The 14,451-nt window shown below is 67.8% G+C and carries 11 protein-coding genes; 5 read left to right on the top strand and 6 right to left on the bottom strand.

What is annotated here, in order from left to right:
- Together AC3WQY_RS22670 and AC3WQY_RS22665 are read right to left on the bottom strand one after the other, a co-directional pair.
- Positions 1 to 574 (bottom strand): FAD-dependent oxidoreductase (locus tag AC3WQY_RS22670; RefSeq protein WP_492710798.1); only part of this gene is annotated, 574 nt, incomplete at its 3' end.
- Positions 575 to 743: 169 nt separating this feature from the next.
- The gene (locus tag AC3WQY_RS22665) at positions 744 to 2,663 is read right to left on the bottom strand and encodes a S9 family peptidase (protein ID WP_492710796.1); all 1,920 of its coding nucleotides are present in this window, start codon (positions 2,661 to 2,663) and stop codon (positions 744 to 746) included.
- 215 nt (positions 2,664 to 2,878) lie between these two features.
- Here AC3WQY_RS22665 and AC3WQY_RS22660 point away from each other — a divergent pair, with 215 nt between their 5' ends.
- Positions 2,879 to 3,175, top strand: a complete 297-nt coding sequence (locus tag AC3WQY_RS22660) for a hypothetical protein (protein WP_285233250.1) — start codon at positions 2,879 to 2,881, stop codon at positions 3,173 to 3,175.
- Between the two features lie 50 nt (positions 3,176 to 3,225).
- Here AC3WQY_RS22660 and AC3WQY_RS22655 read toward each other — a convergent pair whose 3' ends face one another.
- Positions 3,226 to 5,046 carry a glycoside hydrolase family 15 protein gene (locus AC3WQY_RS22655; RefSeq protein WP_492710799.1) on the bottom strand — a complete coding sequence of 607 codons (1,821 nt, stop codon included), beginning with the start codon at positions 5,044 to 5,046 and terminating at the stop codon, positions 3,226 to 3,228.
- Between the two features lie 24 nt (positions 5,047 to 5,070).
- Between AC3WQY_RS22655 and AC3WQY_RS22650 the strand changes: the two genes are divergently transcribed.
- The 4 genes from AC3WQY_RS22650 (at position 5,071) to AC3WQY_RS22635 (ending at position 11,340) form a co-directional block, all read left to right on the top strand.
- On the top strand, positions 5,071 to 7,290 hold the full coding sequence (locus AC3WQY_RS22650; RefSeq protein WP_492710794.1) for an alpha,alpha-trehalose-phosphate synthase (UDP-forming): 2,220 nt from the start codon (positions 5,071 to 5,073) through the stop codon (positions 7,288 to 7,290).
- A gap of 9 nt (positions 7,291 to 7,299) precedes the next feature.
- Positions 7,300 to 8,082, top strand: coding sequence for a trehalose-phosphatase (gene otsB / locus AC3WQY_RS22645; protein WP_492710793.1), 783 nt, complete (start codon positions 7,300 to 7,302; stop codon positions 8,080 to 8,082).
- A gap of 97 nt (positions 8,083 to 8,179) precedes the next feature.
- Positions 8,180 to 9,517, top strand: coding sequence for a CHASE3 domain-containing protein (locus AC3WQY_RS22640; RefSeq protein ID WP_492710791.1), 1,338 nt, complete (start codon positions 8,180 to 8,182; stop codon positions 9,515 to 9,517).
- A 224-nt stretch (positions 9,518 to 9,741) separates the two neighbouring features.
- Positions 9,742 to 11,340, top strand: a complete 1,599-nt coding sequence (locus AC3WQY_RS22635; RefSeq protein ID WP_492710790.1) for an outer membrane protein assembly factor BamB family protein — start codon at positions 9,742 to 9,744, stop codon at positions 11,338 to 11,340.
- A 74-nt stretch (positions 11,341 to 11,414) separates the two neighbouring features.
- Here the strand turns inward: AC3WQY_RS22635 and AC3WQY_RS22630 are convergent, their stop codons facing one another.
- The 3 genes from AC3WQY_RS22630 to AC3WQY_RS22620 form a co-directional block, all read right to left on the bottom strand.
- A complete protein-coding gene (locus tag AC3WQY_RS22630; protein ID WP_285233252.1) occupies positions 11,415 to 12,581 on the bottom strand; it encodes a BMP family ABC transporter substrate-binding protein in 1,167 nt (388 codons plus the stop codon).
- Between the two features lie 27 nt (positions 12,582 to 12,608).
- The gene (locus tag AC3WQY_RS22625; RefSeq protein ID WP_425334649.1) at positions 12,609 to 13,454 is read right to left on the bottom strand and encodes an outer envelope protein; all 846 of its coding nucleotides are present in this window, start codon (positions 13,452 to 13,454) and stop codon (positions 12,609 to 12,611) included.
- Positions 13,455 to 13,528: 74 nt separating this feature from the next.
- Positions 13,529 to 14,449 carry an ABC transporter permease gene (locus AC3WQY_RS22620; RefSeq protein ID WP_492710789.1) on the bottom strand — a complete coding sequence of 307 codons (921 nt, stop codon included), beginning with the start codon at positions 14,447 to 14,449 and terminating at the stop codon, positions 13,529 to 13,531.
- Between the last annotated feature and the right edge of the window lie 2 nt (positions 14,450 to 14,451).

The following is a 14,451-nucleotide window of genomic DNA, read 5'->3' as shown; positions in this document are numbered from 1 at the left end:
CGGCATGGCCGGCCACCCCCACCACCGCCCCGCCCTGCTGCAGCAGACGCTCGACGCGCTGGCCGAAGCGCAGCGTCAGCGCCGCGCGCCGCGGGTGGCGCTCGATGCGATCGAGCAGGTGCTGCACCAGCGCCTCGCCGGTGCCCCAGACGATGTGGAAGCGCGGCACCGAGTTGCCCGGCTGGTAGAGGCCGCGCTCCACCCAGTTGGGCACCGGGAAATAGCGCAGGCCGCCGGCGCGCAGCCAATCGCCTACCTCGGCGGTGCAGCGGCTCACATAATGCTCGGCCCAGGCGCGCGGCCAACGCTCGTCGGCGCCGAACTCGGCGAAGCTGAGCCAGTCGGCCAGCGCCAGCGCCTCGCTGTCGCGGATGCCGGCACGGCGCTGCTCGGGCGTGTCCACCAGGAACATGCCGCCAAAGCTCTCCCTGGCCAGGCCGCCGATCGCCTCGGGGCGGTCGCGGTCCAGCAGCAGTACGCGCCGGCCGGCGTCCAGCAACTCCAGCGTGGCACTCAGCCCGGCGATGCCGGCGCCCACCACCAGCACATCCGCGCCATCGTCTGCACTGCCCATGTCCCGTCTCCTGCTGACTGCGCCGCGTCAGGGGCGAAGGCCCCGCATCGGTCTGGGGCGCAGACTAGGCGGCGCCCCGGACAAGCGTCTGTCAGCTTGCCGACATAGGCGCGCGGGCGCCTCGGCAATCAGGCGGAAGTTTGTGCGACGTCAAACTCGACGGGGCAGCTCAGGGCCGCAGATAGCGGTCCAGGAAGGCCAGCATGCGGCGATTCGCCTCGATCTGGTTCTTCTTCTTGGAAAAGCCGTGGCCCTCGTCGTCGAACACCAGGTACTCGACCGGCACGCCATTGGCCTTGACCGCGGCCACGATCTCGTCGCTCTCTGGCTTGATGACGCGCGGGTCGTTGGCACCCTGTATCACCATCAGCGGCTTCTTGATCTCCTTGGCATGGAACAGCGGCGAGGTGGCGACCAGGAAGTCCCGGTCCTTCACCGGATCGCCCACCTCCTGGTAGAGCGCCTTGCGGAAGCTCTCCCAGTAGGGCGGAATGGCCTCCAGCGTGCGCAGCCAGTTGCTGACGCCGAAGATATCGATGCCGACCTTGAAGGCCTCGGGGCGGAAGGCCATGGCGGCCAGCGTCATGTAGCCACCATAGGAGCCACCGATGATGCCGATGCGTTCGATGTCCACCACGCCGGTGCCGGCCAGATAGGTCTTGGCCTCGATGCAGTCCCACAGCGGTTCGCGGCCATGCTTGCCGTCGTCGGCGGTGAAGAAGCTCTTGCCATAGCCCGAGCTGCCGCGATTGTTGATGCCCAGCACCGCGTAGCCGTGGTTGGCGAAGTACTGCATCAGCGCCGAATAGCCGCGCATGGTCTGGCCGCCGGGGCCGCCGTGCACCCACACCAGGGCCGGCACCTTGCGGTTCGGTGACGCTTCCTTGGGCAGGTAAAGCACGGAGGGGATGGCAAGACCGTCGAAGGACTTGAAGCGCACCACCTGCGAGTCCACCAGGTCGGCGCTGGCAATCTCCTTGGACAGGCTCTGTGTCAGCTGCCTGGCCTGCTGGCTGGCAAAGTCGTAGACCACCAGATTGTTGGGCGAGCGGTCGCCGTTCAGGTAGAAGGCCATCTTGGCGCCGCTCCTGGAGAAGCTCACGCCGCGGATCTCGCCGCCGGGCAGCTTGGGCAGTTGCACCGGCTTGCCGCTGGTGGCGTCCTGCACGCGGATCGCGATGCTGGCGTCGGCGTTCACGCCGGTAACGCGGTAGCGCCCGTCGCGCGAGAAGTAGCTGTATTCGATGTCCCAGTCGGCCTTCTCGAGCTCGCTGGTCTGGCCGCTCGCCAGCTCATAGGCCTGCAGGCGCTTGAATTCGGTGCCGGCGTCGCTGAGTATCAGCAGGCGCTGCGAGGCCGGATCGAAGGCGGCGGCGCGCTGGCCGGCCACGCCCTCGTGCGGTGTCAGGTGCTTGAGCGCCAGGGTCTGCGTGTCATAGAGATAGACGTCGGAGTCGGCCGTGGTGTTGATCTTGCCCAGCGCGATCCAGCGCCCGTCGCGGCTGACGGCCGAGATCTCGAAGGCCTGCTCGTTCCTGAACACCAGGCTGCGCGCATAGCTCCGAGCGTCGTAGCGATACAGGTCGAAGCTCTTGGCATCGCGTTCGTTGCTGCTGACATAGAAGGCGCTGCCGTCGCCGGCCCAACCCACGAAGCTTGCCTTGAGCTTGTCGCCCGGGGTCAGGTCTTGCTCCTTGCCATCCAGCTCGCGCACATAGAGGTGGTTCTGCTCGTTGCCGCCCTGGTCGCGCGTGTAGAGCACGCGGTCGTCATCGGGGAAGTAGCTGACGGCGTAATGGCTGTCCTTGGTCGAGCTGGTGAGTGCCGTCGGCGCGCCGCCCGCGACCGGCATGCTGTAGACATTCGGCAGGCCGCTGGCATTGCTGGTGAAGAGGATGCGCTGCTCGTCGGCGCTGAAGGAGGCGCCGCTGATGGCCGTGGTGGCCATGAACTGCTCGATGGTGTAGCGCCTGGGCGCCTCGCTGGCGCGGCTCGCCATGCCTGACTTCGCCACCGCAGCGCCGGCCGCCGTCCCAGCCCAGCAGCCACCCGCCAGCAAGCCGGCCAGCAGCACGGGCAGCGCATGCATTTTCTTCTTCCCCAGCATCTTCATCCTCCACTCCCATGTTTCGAACCAGGCCGACCGCCGGCCCGGATTGGCGCGACTGTAAGGGCAGGCCCCAAGGCATGGCACAGCGTTCGGACAGACTGCGGAATCCGTGGCGTGGGCGGGCTCTTTCCGCTGAAACGCCTTGCAACCGTCTGCACCCCTGCTTGCCGGCTGCCGTGACCACAATGCGGTCCATGAGCAGTCAGAGCAAAGACAGGGACGAACAAGTGCCCAACGCGGACCAGCGTTTCATCGACAAGCAGATGGCGGCCGTCATCGAGGCCATCATGACCCAGAGCTACAGCATGGCCAACCGCGGCTTCATTCCCGCGCAGCAGCAGATCGCCGCCTATATCGCGGGGCTGGACGAGGCCGCCCTGCTGCAGAAGATCCGCACGCACCCGGGCGCAGCGGCCACGCGCGCCCTGCTGGCCGACGACGCCGAACTGCTGCGTTGGTCGCGGCTGGTGGGGCGCGACGCGCCGCGCTGAGGTTTCCGCAAGGTAAGAACGGTAAGCAATATGCGGCGAGCGCCGCCAGCTCAGACCACCGTGTCCCAGGGCTTGGACAGGCGCACGGCGCAGCTGATGATGCCGGCCATCGAATAGGTCTGCGGGAAGTTGCCCCAGAGCTCGCCGCTGCCGGCCGCGATGTCCTCCGACAGCAGGCCGAGCGAGTTGCGGCAGGCCAGCAAGTTCTCGAAATGCTCGCGCGCCGCCTCGACCCGCCCGGTGCGCGCCAGCGCGTCGATGCGCCAGAACGCGCAGACGTTGAAGGAGGTCTCGGGCATGCCGAAGTCATCCGGCGTCCCATAGCGAGTCATGTGCGAGCCCACGCACAGCTGATCCTCCAGCACGCGCAGCGTCGACAGGAAGCGCGCGTCGTTCGGATCGATGAAGCCGACCTCGGCCATCAGCAGCACGCTGGCATCCAGATCCCGGCCGCCGAAACTTTCGGCGAAGACGCCGCGCTCGGCATGCCAGGCCCGCGCCAGGATCACCTCACGGATATGCCTTGCGCGCTCGGACCAGAGCACGTGGCGCAGCGGCTGGCGCAGCACCGCAGCGATCTTGGCCAGGCGGTCGCATGCGGCCCAGCACATCAGCGACGACGAGGTGTGGATGCGCGCCCGCGTGCGCAGCTCCCACATGCCCGCGTCGGGCTGGTCGTGCAGGCGCCAGGCCTGCTCGCCCATGTCCTCGAGCGCTTCGAAATCGCTCGCGTCGGCGCGCCGCAGCAGGCGTTGATCGTGGAAGGCCTGGGCCGCGCCCAGCACGATATTGCCGTAGACATCGTGCTGAAAATGCTCGCTCGCCTGATTGCCCACCCGCACCGGCCCCATGCCGCGATAGCCGGCGAGGTGCGACAGTTCGCGCTCGGGCAGCTCGCTCTCCATGCCGATGCCATAGAGGGGCTGCACATGGCCGCCCGACATGCGGGCGCGCCGCACGATGTCGTGCAGCCAACGCAGATAGTCCTCCATCGTGCCGACCTCGGAGAGGCTGTTGAGTGCGCGCACCACGAAGAAGGCATCGCGCAGCCAGCAATAGCGGTAGTCCCAGTTGCGTCGACTGCCGGGCGCCTCCGGGATGCTGGTGGTCATGGCGGCGACGATGGCGCCGGTCTCCTCGAACTGGCACAGCTTCAGCGCAATCGCCGCGCGGATCACGGCCTCCTGCCACTCCAGCGGAATCGACAGGCGCTGGGTCCAATGCTGCCAATACAGGCCGGTGCGTTCCTCGAATTCGCGCGCCGTGCCCTCCACCGCACCATCAAGGGTCTCGTCGGGCCCCAGCATCAGGCTGACGGTCGTGCGCAGCGTGAACCAGCTGCCGTCGATGACGTAGCTGGGCGGCAGGTCGGTATTCAGTCGCAATGTCATGCCGGCGAATGCGTAACGGACATGATTGCTGCCGCGCGTCAGCGTCGGCAGCTCGGCCCCCCACTGCCCGCGCGGCGCCATCCTGATGCGTATCAGCGGCCGCCCGCACAGCGGGCGCAAGCGCCGCACCAGCTGGGCCGGCCTGAACATGCGCTCATGCTGCCGGAAGCGCGGCGCGAAGTCGCACACCTCGACCGCATTGCCGGCGCTGTCGTAAAGCCTTGTGCGCAGAATCGCCGTGCCCGGGTCGTAGCGCCATTCGCTGCGCACAAAACCCTCCAGTTCAACGCCCATGGTGCCGGCACCAGTTTCGGCATTCGCATGCAGCAGGGCGTGAAAGACCGGCTCGCTGTCGAAGCGCGGCATGCAGCACCAGACCACGTTCGCACGGCTGTCGACCAGCGCGCTGATCGCGCAATTGCCGATCACGGCGAGGTCCAGCGTGACATCCCTGGTTACAGCTCTGGGTGGTAAGTGCATGGCCTGAAAAATATAGTTCATGCAATGGCACTGAACACCTTCCGCTTGCAGTTGCGGTTCACGCTGCCGCTGATCCTGGTTCTGACGATTGCCGCGCTGGTCGCGCTGCCGCTGTTGGATCGGGTCACCGCGCGCTGGTTCGCGCGTGATCTCAGCCTGCGCGGCGACCTCGTCGCCTCGGCGCTCTCCGACACCGTGGCCGATGCCATGCGTGACGACAAGGGTGAGCGGCTGCAGGCCCTGTTCGACCGCAGCGCGCAGGACGAGCATCTGCTGGCCATCGGCCTGTGTTCGCCGGACGACCAGTTGCTGCGCCACAGCCGCGGCTTCCCGGTCGATCTCGGCTGCGCCCGCGCCAAGACCATGCGGCGCTGGGGCGGCGACACCGTGCAGGTGAGCGTGCACCCGATACCCGCCGTGGGAGAGCCGGTGGCCCAGATCGTGCTGCTGCAGGATCGCAGCTTCATCGGCCGACGCAGCCAGGACACGCAGCGCTACCTGCTGGAGTTCGTGGCCGCGCTGGGCCTGGCCGTGCTGCTGATCACCGTCATCACCGCGCAGCTGAGCTGGCGCGGCTGGATGCGAGGCGCGCGCGCCCTGCTCAGCGGCGAGGGCCTGAGCCCGGCACCGCGCGCGAACGCGCCCGAGCTGGCGCCGTTCGCCGCGGACCTGCGCGTGCGCCTGCGCGAGCTGGACGATGCCTACCGCCGCAGCCTGGGCCCGAGCAGCGACTGGAGTCCCGAGCGGCTACGCGCCCTGCTGCGCTCCCAGCTGCGCGGCGACGAGGTGATGGTGGTGTCCAATCGCGAACCCTATCTGCATGAGCGGACCGCCGCGGGCATCGAAGTCCGGCGCCCTGCCAGCGGCCTCGTGACCGCGGTCGAACCGGTCATGCGGGCCTGCTCGGGCGTCTGGATCGCGCATGGCAGCGGCAGCGCCGACGCCGAGGTGGTCGATGCCAGTGACCATGTGCGCGTCCCGCCCGGCAGCGAGGAATACAGCTTGCGCCGGCTGTGGCTCACGCCCGAGGAAGAAAACGGCTATTACAACGGCTTCGCCAACGAAGGTCTGTGGCCGCTGTGCCATGTCGCGCATGTGCGCCCGGTGTTCCGCGTCGCCGACTGGGCGCACTACCAGGCCGTGAACCGCCGCTTCGCCGACGCCGTGCTGCAGGAAGCGCATAGCAAGGATCCGGTGGTACTGGTGCAGGACTACCACTTCGCGCTGCTGCCCGCGCTGATTCACGAACGCCTGCCGCGCGCCACCATCATCAGCTTCTGGCACATCCCATGGCCGAACCCCGAATCCTTCGGCATCTGCCCCTGGCGCCGCGAAATCCTGCAGGGGCTGCTGGGCAGCACCATCCTCGGCTTCCATACCCGCTACCAGTGCAAGAACTTCCTCGAGACCGTCGACCGCTATCTGGAGGCGCGCATCGAGCACGAGCATTCGACCATCTCCTTCCAGGGCGAGAAGACCCTGGTCGAAAGCTATCCAATCTCGATCGAGTGGCCCGATGCCCAGCTGCAGGCGTCCTGGCCCGCGGTCGAGCAATGCCGGCAGCGCGTGCTGCAGAACCTGGAACTGCCCGGGGATCATCGCCTGGGCATCGGCGTCGACCGCTTCGACTACACCAAGGGAATCCTGGAACGCCTGCAATGCGTGGAGCTACTGCTCGAGCGCTATCCCCAGTGGATCGGACGCTTCGGCTTCGTCCAGATCGCGGCACCGTCGCGCTCGATGCTGCCCGAGTACCGCGCCTTCCAGCTGCAGATCCAGGCGCAGGCGCAGCGTATCAACCAGCGTTTTGGCAGCGCCGGCTATCAGCCCATTCACCTGCTCGCCAAGCATCACGAGCGCGCGGCGCTGACCGAGCTGTACCGCGCCGCGGACGTCTGCCTGGTGACGAGCCTGCACGATGGCATGAACCTGGTGTGCAAGGAGTTCGTGGCGGCGCGCAACGATGAGCAGGGCGTGCTGATGTTGAGCCGCTTCGCCGGTGCCGCGCGCGAGATGCGCGAAGCGCTCATCATCAATCCCTACCATGTAGAGGAGATGGCCGATGCCCTGCACCAGGCCCTGACCATGCCGGCGGCCGAGCAGCGCGAGCGCATGGCCAGCCTGCGCATGACGGTGCGCGAGTTCAACGTCTACCGCTGGGCCGGCAGCATGCTGGCCGATGCCGGGCGCTGGCGGCTGCGGGAGCGCATCGAGGCACGCGTGCTCGAGGGGCGCGCGCAGTGAGCCACCGCCATGCAGCCCCTGCTCGCCTCGCAAGGTCATGCCGCGCTGCAAGCCGTGGTGCGGCTGCAGCCCCTGCTGGCCTTCGACTTCGACGGCACCCTGGCGCCCATCGTGGCGCGGCCGGCGCAAGCGCGCGTGCCAGCCGGCCTGGCGCGCCGCATGGCATTGCTGGCGCGGCGCTGGCCGGTGGCCATCATCACCGGCCGCGACATCATCGATGTCGGGCCGCGGCTCGGTTTCACGCCGCAATACCTGGTGGGCGGCCATGGCGCCGAGGGCCTGCCGCATGCCTTCGCGGCGTCCGAGCTGGCGGCGCTGCGCAGCACCGCGCGGCTGCTGCAACGGCACGCCGCCGCGCTGGCGACCGCTGGAGTCGAGCTGGAGCAGAAGGCCTTGTCGCTGGCCCTGCATTACCGCCGCGCGGCGGCCCCAGCAGAGGCGCTGCGCTGCATCGACGCGATCCTGCGCGGCGCCGATCCCGCGCTGCGGCGCTTCGGCGGCAAGTATGTCGTCAATCTGGTGCCACGTTCGGCCCCCGACAAGGCCGACGCACTCGAGGCGCTGGTGTCACGCAGCGGCAGCGCGGCCGCTGTCTTCGTCGGCGACGACGAGAATGACGAGCCGGTCTTCGAACGCGCACCCGCGCATTGGCTCACCGTGCGTGTCGGCAGCGATGACCGGCCCTCCGCGGCACGCTTCTGCCTCGCAAGCCCTGCGGCGCTCACCGCCATGATCGACCTGCTGCTGACCGGCCAGGGCCGCAGGGCGGCCCGAACGAGCGGCCCGGGTTGAAACAGTTGCACACCATTTCGATCGCTTGCGGCACCCATCGGCGGCGGCAGCATCGATCATGGTGGCGCTCGCAGTTCGACGGAAAGGAGTTCGGGACATGAGGTTCTTAAGCTCTGTTCGCGGCGCCGGCCTGGGGCGCCGCCAAGTGGCCCTGCTGCTGGCGGTCGTGAGTTCGGTCTGCGTGCTGACGATCAGCGAGAGCAGCTATCAGCATTCCAGCAGCACCTTGGCCGAGCTGGTGCAGATGGACAGCGCCAGGTTGAGGCTGTACAGCGTGATGGCTCGGTCGGCGGATGCCGAGACCGCCCAGCGCGGCTACCTGCTGACGGGTCATCGCGAATACCTGGCACCCTATGACGAAGCGTACGAGGACCTGAGCCGCGCGCTGGCCGACCTGGGCAGCTATCTCGCCCCCAAGCATGACGCTGCAGCACAGCAGCTGCACGCCCAGCTGGAGCAGGCCGTGGGCGCCAAGCTGGGTGAGCTGGACGAGGAGATCAATCGCCAGCTAGCCGGACGCTCGGCCAATGCGCTCGAGCTCATCAAGTCGGGCATCGGACTCGATCAGATGGGCCTGATACGCAGCCGCACCCAGCAACTCCTGCACAACGAGGACGCGCGCGCCGAGGGCGGGCGGCAGCAGGTGCTGGACGCCCTGATGTTCAACCGCCTGGGCGTGGCCCTGATGACCGGCGCCAGCCTGCTGGCCCTGGCCATGTACCTGCGCGCCAGCCGCGCGCTGGTGGCCGAGCGCAATCAGCTGGAGCTCGAGGTGCAGCGCCGCACCGAGGAGCTCACCGAACTCGCCGCGCACCTGGAAACCGCCCGCGAGGACGAACGCCAGCGCCTGGCCCGTGAGCTGCACGACGAGCTCGGCGCCCTGCTGACCCTGGCGAGGCTGGACGTCGCGCGCATCGGCTCGCGGCTTGAACAGGCCGACCCCGAGCTGGAGGGCCTGCTGAGCCATCTCAACGAGATGCTGATCAGCGGGCTCGCGCTGAAGCGGCGCCTGATCGAAGATCTGCGCCCCTCCGCACTCAGCACCCTGGGCCTGCTGCCGGCGCTGGAGTTCCTGGCGGCTGAGTTCGGCAGGAGCGTGGGGCTCACCGTGCACAGCCGTCTGCAGGCCGTCAGGCTGTCGGCGCGCGCTGAGCTCACGGTGTACCGGATGGTGCAGGAAGCCCTGACCAATATTGCCAAGCATGCCCGCTCCAGCATGGTGGAACTGCGCCTGCGACAGGATGCGGGCCGGGTGTTGATCGAGGTGAGCGACAACGGCTGCGGCTTCAATATGAAGCTCCGGCCGATGTCATCGCACGGCCTGCTCGGCATGCGCTACCGGGTGCAGTCCGAGGGCGGCGAGTTCAGCATGCGCTCGGCACCCGGCCAAGGCACGGCGGTGTCGGCCAGCCTGCCCGCATTGGCTGCCGCCTAGGGCCTCGCCCGGCCTCTCATGCGAGCAGCTGATTTCCCGTCAACAAGGCTCGTAATCCCTCCCCTGGCCTGTCACTGCTATTGCCGGGTTTCCGATTGCACCGGCGCGGCGGCTCCGGTCTGATCGGATCAGCCTGGCCGCTCTGCAGCGGCTGCCGCGGTCGGGTCGGGGATCGCTGCGTGACCCACCACATTGCGCGCCGCTGGGACGAGCAAGGAGCTCATATGGACACCTACAAGACAACAAGGCAATGGCAGAGGCTGGCCTTGGCCGGCTTGACCGTGACCGGCTTGCTATGCACGGCGCTGCCCGCCGCTGCGGACGCCTCCGACAACAACTGGCCGACTGCCGGCCAGAACCTTGGCAACACGCGTTACCAGAACCAGAGCGGCGGCATCAGCGTGCAGACGGTCGGCGGGCTGAGCCCGAAATGGGTCTTCACCACCGCCGGCGACGTGTCCGCCACCCCGGCCGTCGATGCCAACCGGGTCTACTTCCCCGATTGGGCCGGCTATCTGTATGCGCTGGATCGCAAGACCGGCCAGCAGGTCTGGCGAGTGAAGCTGTCGGATGTGAGCGGCGCAGCCATGGACAAGGCGCGCGCCACCCCGGCGCTGACCGAGGACAAGCTCTATATCGGCACCCAGGGCGGGGCCATCGCCGGCGGTGGCCAGGGCGGCATGATGCTGGCCTTCGACAAGAGCACCGGCGCGCTGCTGTGGAAGACCCAGCTGGACAACCACTATGCGGCCATCATCACGCAATCGGCCACGGTGCATGACGGCCGCGTGTTTGTCGGCGTCGCCTCGATGGAAGAGGCGCTGGCCGGCCTGGTCGGCTTCTGCTGCAGCTTCCGCGGCAGCCAGCTCGCGCTGGATGCCGACACCGGCGCGATCCTGTGGAAGACCTATACGCTGCCGCTGGGCTATACCGGTGGCGCGGTCTGGGGCAGCTCGCCGGCGGTCGACGTGCGGCGCGGTCAGGTCTATGTGGCCACCGGCAACAACTACTCGATCCCGGACGCCGCACGCACCTGCGTGATCGCCGCCGGCACCGACACCAACGCGGTGCGCGCCTGCCTGGCCGCGGACAACTTCTTCGACGCCGTGCTGGCACTGGACATCCGCACCGGCGCGATCCGCTGGGGCACCAAGGCGCTGCCGGCCGACACCTGGATCGCCGCCTGCATCGGCTTTGGCGACCCGAGTGCCTGCCCCAGCCCGACCGGCCCCGACTACGACTTCGGCCAGGCGCCGGCGCTGTTCAGCGCCACGCCCAACGGCGCGAGCAAGCCGCGTGAAATGGTCGGTGCCGGCCAGAAGAGCGGCAAGTACTGGGCCCTCGACCCCGACACCGGCGCGGTGCTGTGGGTCACCCAGGCGGGCCCCGGCGGCACCGCTGGCGGTCTGCAATGGGGTTCGGCGGTGGACGGCCGGCGCGTCTACACCGCCAATTCCAACAGCGACCTGGTGCCCTGGCCCAGCGCCGGCGGCTCGACCAGCGGGGTCTGGAGCGCGCTTGACGCCGCCACCGGCCAGCTGCTGTGGCAGACCCGGCCCTCGGGCGGCGGCAGCACCTCGGGCCCGGTGACCACCACCAATGGCGTGGTGTTCGGTTGCTCGCTGGACCGCATCAACGGCTATATGTATGCGCTGGATGCGGCCACCGGTGTGGAGCTGTGGAAGTTCAGCAGCGGCGGCTCCTGCCTGTCGGGCGCGGCAATCTCGCGCGGCGAAGTGTTCTGGGGCTCCGGCTATGGCAATCTGTTCGGCACCTTTGGCAGCCCGAACAACAAGCTCTACGCCTTCACCCTGCCCAAGTGAGGTGAAAAAAGGCCACCGCGCCCGATGGCGCGGTGGCCTTGCTCGTCAGCTGCCGGCGCGCGCCGGGCGCGGCCTCACTTGCCGCTCGGCACCTTGCCTTCCACGCCCTTGACGTAGAAGTTGATGCCGGAGAGGAACTTGTCGTCCGCGACCTCGTCCTTCTTCACCATTTCCTTGCCGTCCTGGCCGAGGATGGGGCCCTTCCAGATCGCGAACGTGCCGTCCTTCAGGCCGGCCTTGACCTTGTCGATCTGTTCGCGCGTCTCGGCCGGCACGGCCTCGTTGAGCGAGACGAGATCGATCGCGCCCTCCTTCACGCCCCACCAGGCATGCTTGCCGGCGCCGGCCTGCCACTTGCCGTCCAGCGCCTCACGCACCGCGGCCACGTAGTAGGGGCCCCAGTTGATCACGGCCGAGGCCAGGTGGGCCTTGGGGCCGTAGGCGGTCATGTCGGAATCCCAGCCGAAGGCGTACTTGCCGTTCTTCTCGGCGGTCTGCAGCACGGCCGAGGAGTCGGTGTTCTGCATCAGCACGTCGGCACCGCCGTTAATCAGCGATTGCGCGGCCTCGGTCTCCTTGGGCGGGTTGAACCATTCGTTCACCCACACCACCTTGACCTTGACCTTCGGGTTGCTGCTCTGCGCACCGAGGGTGAAGCTGTTGATGTTGCGGATCACCTCGGGAATGGGGATCGAACCCACCACGCCCAGCGTGCCGCTCTTCGTCATCTTGCCCGCCACCACGCCGGCCATATAGGCGCCCTCGTAGGTGCGCGAGTCGTAGGTGCGCATGTTGTCGGCCTGCTTGTAGCCGGTGGCATGCTCGAACTTCACGTCCTTGCTGTCGGCCGCCACCTTGAGCATGGACTCCATATAGCCGAAGGTGGTGCCGAAGATCAGCTTGTTGCCCTGGCCCACCATGTCGCGGAACACGCGCTCGGCGTCGGCCGCCTCGGGCACTTTTTCAACGAAGCTGGTGACGACCTTGTCGCCGAACTCCTTCTCCACCGCCTTGCGGCCGTTGTCATGCGCGAAGGTCCAGCCGCCGTCGCCCACCGGGCCGACATAGGCAAAGGCGATCTTCAGCGGCTCGGGCTTGGGCGCGGCGGCCGAAGCCGGCGCGGACGCGGCCGGGGCGGCTTGTTCCTCCTTCTTGCCGCAACCCAGCAGGGCGGCGGTGGCGGCAACAGTCGTCCAGCCGGCGATGCGGAGGAAGTGGCGCTTGGGGTCTGAAACAGTCATGGGTTGGCTCCGTGCTTGGGCTGCAGGTCAGAAATGGTACTCGGCGCGGATCATCGGCGTCTTGGCAATGGCACCCTTGCCGGCCGGGCCGCCGCTGTCGTTGCCGAACTTGTTCTTCCAGTACTGATACTCCAGGCCCAGCTTGAAGGTGTTCTTGCCGCCGCTGAGGTCGTACATCAGCTGCATGTCGACATTGGTCTCGCGCGCGGTCTGGCCACCGAACTCGTCGCGGCCCTTGGCGGCGATGAAGTTGGCATAACCCTCGAAGGACAGCGGGATGCCGACGTTGAAGGGGATCGCCCAGGCCGCCGTCAGCATCCAGTGGAACTTGTAGTCGTAGCGCGGCGTGGCCGTGCCCGAGAAGGTGCTGTAGGGCGCATTGCTTTCCTTCAGACCCAGCAGGCTGACGTTGAGAAAGCCCGGCACGTCCAGCATCAGCGTCGGGCCCGCCACCAGCATGCGCTTCTTGCTGTTGTAGCCGGCATCGGTCTTGGTGTTGAAGTCGAAGCCCGCCGTCACGCCCAGGCCGCGCACCGGGCCGAACTTGAAGGGGCTGCCGCTCACCTTCTCCAGGTCGAGCGTGTGGCGGTACACCACATAGACCTCGTGGGCGCCGTCCTTGGAACCGGCGCTGGAGGGGTCCTTGCTGTCGGACAGCAGAAGGTCGGCATTGAAGAAATTCGTGCCGTATTTGTAGCCGCTGGCATGCGTCAGGTTGAGGATGTTCTTGCTGATGTCCTGCGGGTTGTAGGGCTCGGCGAACTTGCTGCCGTAGCGGTAGCCGATCGAGCTATCGCTCCAGTCGGCGGCCTGGGCGGACAGGCCGGCGGCAAGCAGGCTCAGGGCAAGAAGGGTGCGGGCCAAAGGCATCATCGGGGGGACTCCCAAGGTTGTGAAAACTGCTGACAGACTCGGAACGGAACCGTTGCACGTTCCATGCCAAGGCTCTAGGCCCCCGGGAAGAAGGGCTTGCCCAGCGAGGCCGGCATGTTGGCGCGGATGAAGTTGGCATTGCTGGAGATCAGCACCAGCACCGCGATGGTGGCCAGATAGGGCAGCATGCTGAGGAACTGGCTGGCGATCTCGACGCCCTGCCCCTGCAGATGGAACTGCAGCATGGTCACGCCGCCGAACAGATAGGCCCCCAGCAGCACGCGCGCGGGCCGCCAGGTGGCGAAGGTGGTGAGGGCCAGCGCGATCCAGCCCTTGCCGGCGATCATGCCCTCCACCCACAGCGGCGTGTAGACCACCGACACATAGGCCCCGGCCAGCCCGCACAGCGCGCCGCCCGTCATCACCGCGGCCAGGCGGATGCGGCGCACCGGATAGCCCAGGGCATGGGCCGACTCGGGCGATTCGCCCACCGCACGCAGCACCAGACCGGCGCGCGAGCGGTACAGAAACCAGCCCAACCACAGTGCCAGCGCGATCGCGCCATAGACCAGTGGATGCTGGCGGAACAGGGCCGGGCCGATGAAGGGGATGTCGGCAAGACCTGGCACCGCGAAGTTCGGCCGCGGGCCCAGCTTGGCCTGGGTGTAGTTGATGCCCACAAAGGCCGAGAAGCCGCCGCCGAACAGGCTCAGCGCCAGGCCGGCCGCGTACTGGTTGGTGTTGAGCCAGATCACCAGCACGCCGAAGGCCGCCGCCAGCAGCGCGCCCGCGCCCATGCCGGCGGCAAAGCCCAGCCAGTCGCTGCCGGTATGCACCGCGGTGGCGAAGCCGGCGATGGCGGCCACCAGCATCATGCCCTCGGCGCCCAGGTTGACGATGCCCGAGCGCTCGTTGATCAGCAGGCCCAGGGCCGCGATGGCCAGCAGCGTGCCGGCGTTGAGCGTGGCGGCGATCAGGAGTGCGATCGATTCCATCT

Source organism: Roseateles sp. FW301-B2 (genome assembly GCF_058788955.1).
The sequence above is the reverse complement of the archived record's forward strand: the minus strand, read 5'-3'. Positions and strand labels throughout refer to the sequence as shown.